General features: G+C 51.6%; 6 protein-coding genes. 4 read left to right on the forward strand and 2 right to left on the reverse strand.

From position 1 onward, the window contains the following. Nucleotides 1-171: 171 nt before the first annotated feature. The 4 genes from K0B01_14650 (at nucleotide 172) to K0B01_14665 (ending at nucleotide 1,964) form a co-directional block, all read left to right on the forward strand. Nucleotides 172-1,026 (forward strand): hypothetical protein, encoded by an 855-nt coding sequence (locus tag K0B01_14650; GenBank protein ID MBW6487382.1) that lies wholly within the window; start codon nucleotides 172-174, stop codon nucleotides 1,024-1,026. Between the two features lie 142 nt (nucleotides 1,027-1,168). Continuing rightward, a complete protein-coding gene (locus tag K0B01_14655) occupies nucleotides 1,169-1,420 on the forward strand; it encodes a hypothetical protein (protein ID MBW6487383.1) in 252 nt (83 codons plus the stop codon). Next, entirely contained in the window at nucleotides 1,410-1,730 is a 321-nt protein-coding gene (locus K0B01_14660) for a type II toxin-antitoxin system HicB family antitoxin (protein MBW6487384.1), read from the forward strand. The genes K0B01_14655 and K0B01_14660 overlap by 11 nt, the downstream gene beginning before the upstream one ends. A 21-nt stretch (nucleotides 1,731-1,751) precedes the next feature. Next, nucleotides 1,752-1,964 (forward strand): hypothetical protein, encoded by a 213-nt coding sequence (locus tag K0B01_14665; GenBank protein MBW6487385.1) that lies wholly within the window; start codon nucleotides 1,752-1,754, stop codon nucleotides 1,962-1,964. Nucleotides 1,965-2,333: 369 nt separating this feature from the next. On the opposite strand, the gene K0B01_14670 is transcribed toward K0B01_14665, so the two are convergent. Continuing rightward, nucleotides 2,334-2,762, reverse strand: coding sequence for a hypothetical protein (locus K0B01_14670; GenBank protein ID MBW6487386.1), 429 nt, complete (start codon nucleotides 2,760-2,762; stop codon nucleotides 2,334-2,336). 30 nt (nucleotides 2,763-2,792) lie between these two features. Then, on the reverse strand, nucleotides 2,793-3,986 hold a 1,194-nt coding region (locus K0B01_14675), incomplete at its 5' end, for a transposase (GenBank protein MBW6487387.1).

The raw sequence follows: 3,986 nt of genomic DNA on the forward strand, positions 1-3,986 counted from the left end.
ACAAGGACTACTCTGCAATGTCGGCTGTAGCCGATTATCATAGGGGCATAATGTTTCCGGGTATTCCGTATTACAACGAGGCTGATTACTCCTGCACTCTTCCCGACGACATTACGGGATACTGGGCAGCCACCGTTGACCAGCATATTTGATTTGAAAGGAGAAAAAAAGATGAAAAAGAGCATGGCAGTTATTATGATTGGTATGATGTGTTTGGCGGCCCTGAGTGGCTGCACGGCGGCGTTGGTTAGAAATCTTGATCCAGCCTATAGAGAAACTAAACGGCAGGTAGAAAACACTCCGTCCTACGCGAACACCAAAGAAGCCAAGGAACTCTCCGTTCCGGAAGCATGGAAAGATGAGGCCATGAAGGACAAGGTACTGTTTGAGGGCCACAAGGTCGAAACGCCTGATGGCTCAGCGAAACGTATCAGGATGATGTATATTGATGGTTCCCGCGGGCATGTTCTTGTCGTCAGCCCTGGGAATAGCCGTCTGAAGCCTATCTACTCAATGTTTTGGGAAGACTGGAAAGATAATTCGGAAGAAATGAAGGGATTCGTCCTCTCCCATGACGGCGCAATGCTCCCTGTCGGAAACACAAAAGTTGCTGGCCTGTCGTTGCAGAAGGTATCTCCCACACTTGTTCGGGAAATTTTCCTGGGGGGAGATGAACCAGCTTTATGCCGTTCAGTTATGAACATGGATGATATCCCTGAAGAAGCACGCTATCAGTTAGGTCTGCCTCTCAAGGGAAATCCCGTGATAGGTGTCCTGAGTCTGGCGGCGTTGGCATTGCCGGGCGTTGGAATGGCAGTTGCTCCCGCACTCGCGGGTATAGGAGCAGCAGCGGCGGCGATTGGAACGGGAGCGGCGGCGGTAGCAGGACAGACAGCGGTAGGATTGGCGGCGAAGAGCACTGCAACCAATCAGAATGTCGCAACCAAAGAGGTATCCGACGGTGTATCAGCAGGGCTTCCTGTCTGCTATGATTTCAATCGGAAGGTAGAACAACCAAAGTGGTGACACAAAACACGAGATAAAAGGGGGGGGCTTCGGCCTCCCCCCTTTTTTTTCTCTCAGATGATTCGAATGATAATCAGAATGGCCATGAAAGATAGACACCGCCCCAAGGAAAGGGAATTTTTTGCTTGACATATGATAGCGTATGCACTATCTTTCACGCATGAAGAAAGCGCTTCTGGACAACCCGAACAATGTCGCCTTTGATGATCTGATCGCCCTATGCAGGCGGTATTTCGGAGAACCGAGAATCAGGGGAAGCCACTTCATATTCAAAACCCCCTGGCGTGGAGATCCCCGGATCAACCTACAGAGGGACGGAAAGACGGCCAAGCCGTATCAGGTAAGAGACGTAAAAAAGGCGCTGGAAAAGCTGGAGGCGAAACATGAAGAATAATACAAAATACACGTACCGCATCGCCTGGTCCGAGGAAGACGGATGCCATGTGGCCCGGTGCCTGGAGTTTCCGTCCCTGTCCGCCCATGGCGACACGGTGGAAGCCGCCCTGCGGGAGATCGAATTCGTTGTCATGGAATCCATCCGATGGCTGGAAGAGGATGGCGCCCCAGTCCCGGAGCCTTTCGGAATGAAGACATTTCGGGGTAATCTGACCTTGCGAGTCCCTGCGGAAAAGCACCGCGAGCTTGCCATCCGTTCGGCGGAGGAGGGCGTTTCCGTCAACCAGTTCATTTTATCCAGATTATGAATGTGCGCGAAGGTGGAAGCCATGCACATGTCCACGCTGTTGTCAACGCATACAAACGGACTGTTGCTCATCACGCCCCGTACTCTCAAGACAATGGCCCGGTACGGCATCGTAAGGATGGAAAAAGTACACCGAAATATCCGGCCAGTGGTCGAAGCGACCGACTTCACCGTTCAGTTCGGCTTGTACGGTTCTTCTCGTAGCGAACAGTGTGTGAACACCGCAAAAAATTAGGCGGAAACGGGGTCTTTGCGGTAAGTATATATTTAGGTATACATACAAGTCGCACATTTAAAAACAGTAGTCATTATAATGCGATATATTGCCTATTAAATCCCAGTACCGCCTACCATGAAAATCAAGGGGTTAGCCAACATTGGTTAGCCCCTTATTTTTGTTTGTGACCAAATTGTGACCGGTTGTCTGAAAAATGGTGTTTTCCAACCTGCAAGCGGCCTCCTGATTCTCGCCTTTCATCAAATGGGCGTAGACGTTCAAGGTACCAGTGGGGCTTGAATAGCTCATCTGTGTCTGAATATGCTTGACGTTCTCCCCTTGACCTATATTTCTGTATTCTTCGCACTACAGGGGACAAGTTTGGGTTCAAGCTGACTTCGATGCCTCTTTTTCCTCAGATTTCGGGGTTTTTTTGGTTTCCCGCTGTTCTCTGGCAATCTGATCCCGTATCTTCACCGGCCAGCATTCGTTCGGCATATCAACGCCCATCTGGTACAAAATCATTCCGGCCTTGTTCGTAATCTCCGAGTATGTGCGGTCCTTCGGTTTGTCTGCGGAAAACGAACACTCGATTCCCGCGATTTCGTCGAACAGAGAACGCATCGTGTATGTCCCGTTCAGTTTTTTCTCTTTCATCCGCTCACGAATCCAGCTCTCGAGCACCACGGTGAGAAACGTGACATATATATCTCCGTCCACTCCCTGGTCGTCGCTGTGCATCGGTCGGCTGTAGCGTTCCTTGAAGTTCTTGAACGAACACTCGATCATCATCCGCTGAGCATAGGCGTCAACCACTTCCCGTGTGCTGAGTGAACCGTCCGACAGTTAGGCGAAGTATCCGCACAGCGATCGTTCACGTTGTTCCTGATCCGTCCTGACCACGAACGAGGTGACTGTTCCCTGGCCATACACTTTCTCCTCCACTGCTGTAAATAACCGACTGTACTCGGAATTCGGTTCGAGTGTCGCTTGCCCTCTTTCCAATGCCGCACGCATTTTTGCAATCTTGCGGGACAGCAACTGTTGCTCGCGCTTTGCCCGCTCGGGATTGAAACAGATGTCCAGGGCCAGGTTCATGAGATTCTCGCCGCGGCCTCTGCGAGGAATGTCGATACTGTGCCGGAACCTCGCACAGTAAAGGTCTTTGTCCTCAATATAGTTGTCCGCGCACAAAACGGAGGGCCCATTTAAACGAACGCATTCGTTGACAAACGCATGGCGCCGGATATCCACCGCACAGACGAACTTGTAACGCGCCTTCAGCAGATGACGGACATTTATATCGCTGTAATAGCCGCGATCCATGACAAACACCACATACTTCGGCTCCATTCCGTCGCGTTGAAGATTACCAGCCGTGTTCTCCAGTGTGGCAACGTCGGCGATTTTGCCTTCCAGTGTGCGGTAGTATAAAGGAATCCGAGTGCGCAAATCATACACGGTCAGCAATTCCAGTTGTTCCTCGTCCCGCAAACCCTCTTTGCTGTACCCCCGACTCGCCCGGTACAAAAGCTCTCCCAGGGCAGCGATCGAGGTGCTGTCCAGCGCCAGAAGCCTTGCGCCTTCTTTGCTGTTGGCCTTGCGAAGCATTTCGAATGTGGAGCTCCGGGCCTGTTCGTCCACCAATCGCAATAGCCCTGTGATCATGTCTTTATGCACGTTCTGTCCATAGGGGTGAAGATTATTCCTGTCGAATCGGTTGAAACGGTACATGGGCAGATAGGGCTCGGCAAGATTGAAAAACACGAGTGAAAGAAGCGCCTTCCAGTCGGAGGGAAACACGACCCGCAGGATCCTGTCGACATGGGTCCTGCGGGCCGCATGAGAAAACAGCAGATCGAATCCGCAGCGTTTTCTAACCAGGAGCCTTGTTTCTTTGCTCTTTCGGATGTAGGGCTCATCAATCAATCCGGTGGCAAGTTGTTGTTGCTCGTCCAGCGCCAGGAAGTGCCGGCTGGGCACGAAATCCCCCACAAGATCGAAATGGCCGAGGGACGTACGTTCGCTGACGGGCCATTT

The sequence above is a fragment of the Syntrophobacterales bacterium genome, from assembly GCA_019429105.1.
GTDB lineage: Bacteria > Desulfobacterota > Syntrophia > Syntrophales > UBA5619 > DYTH01.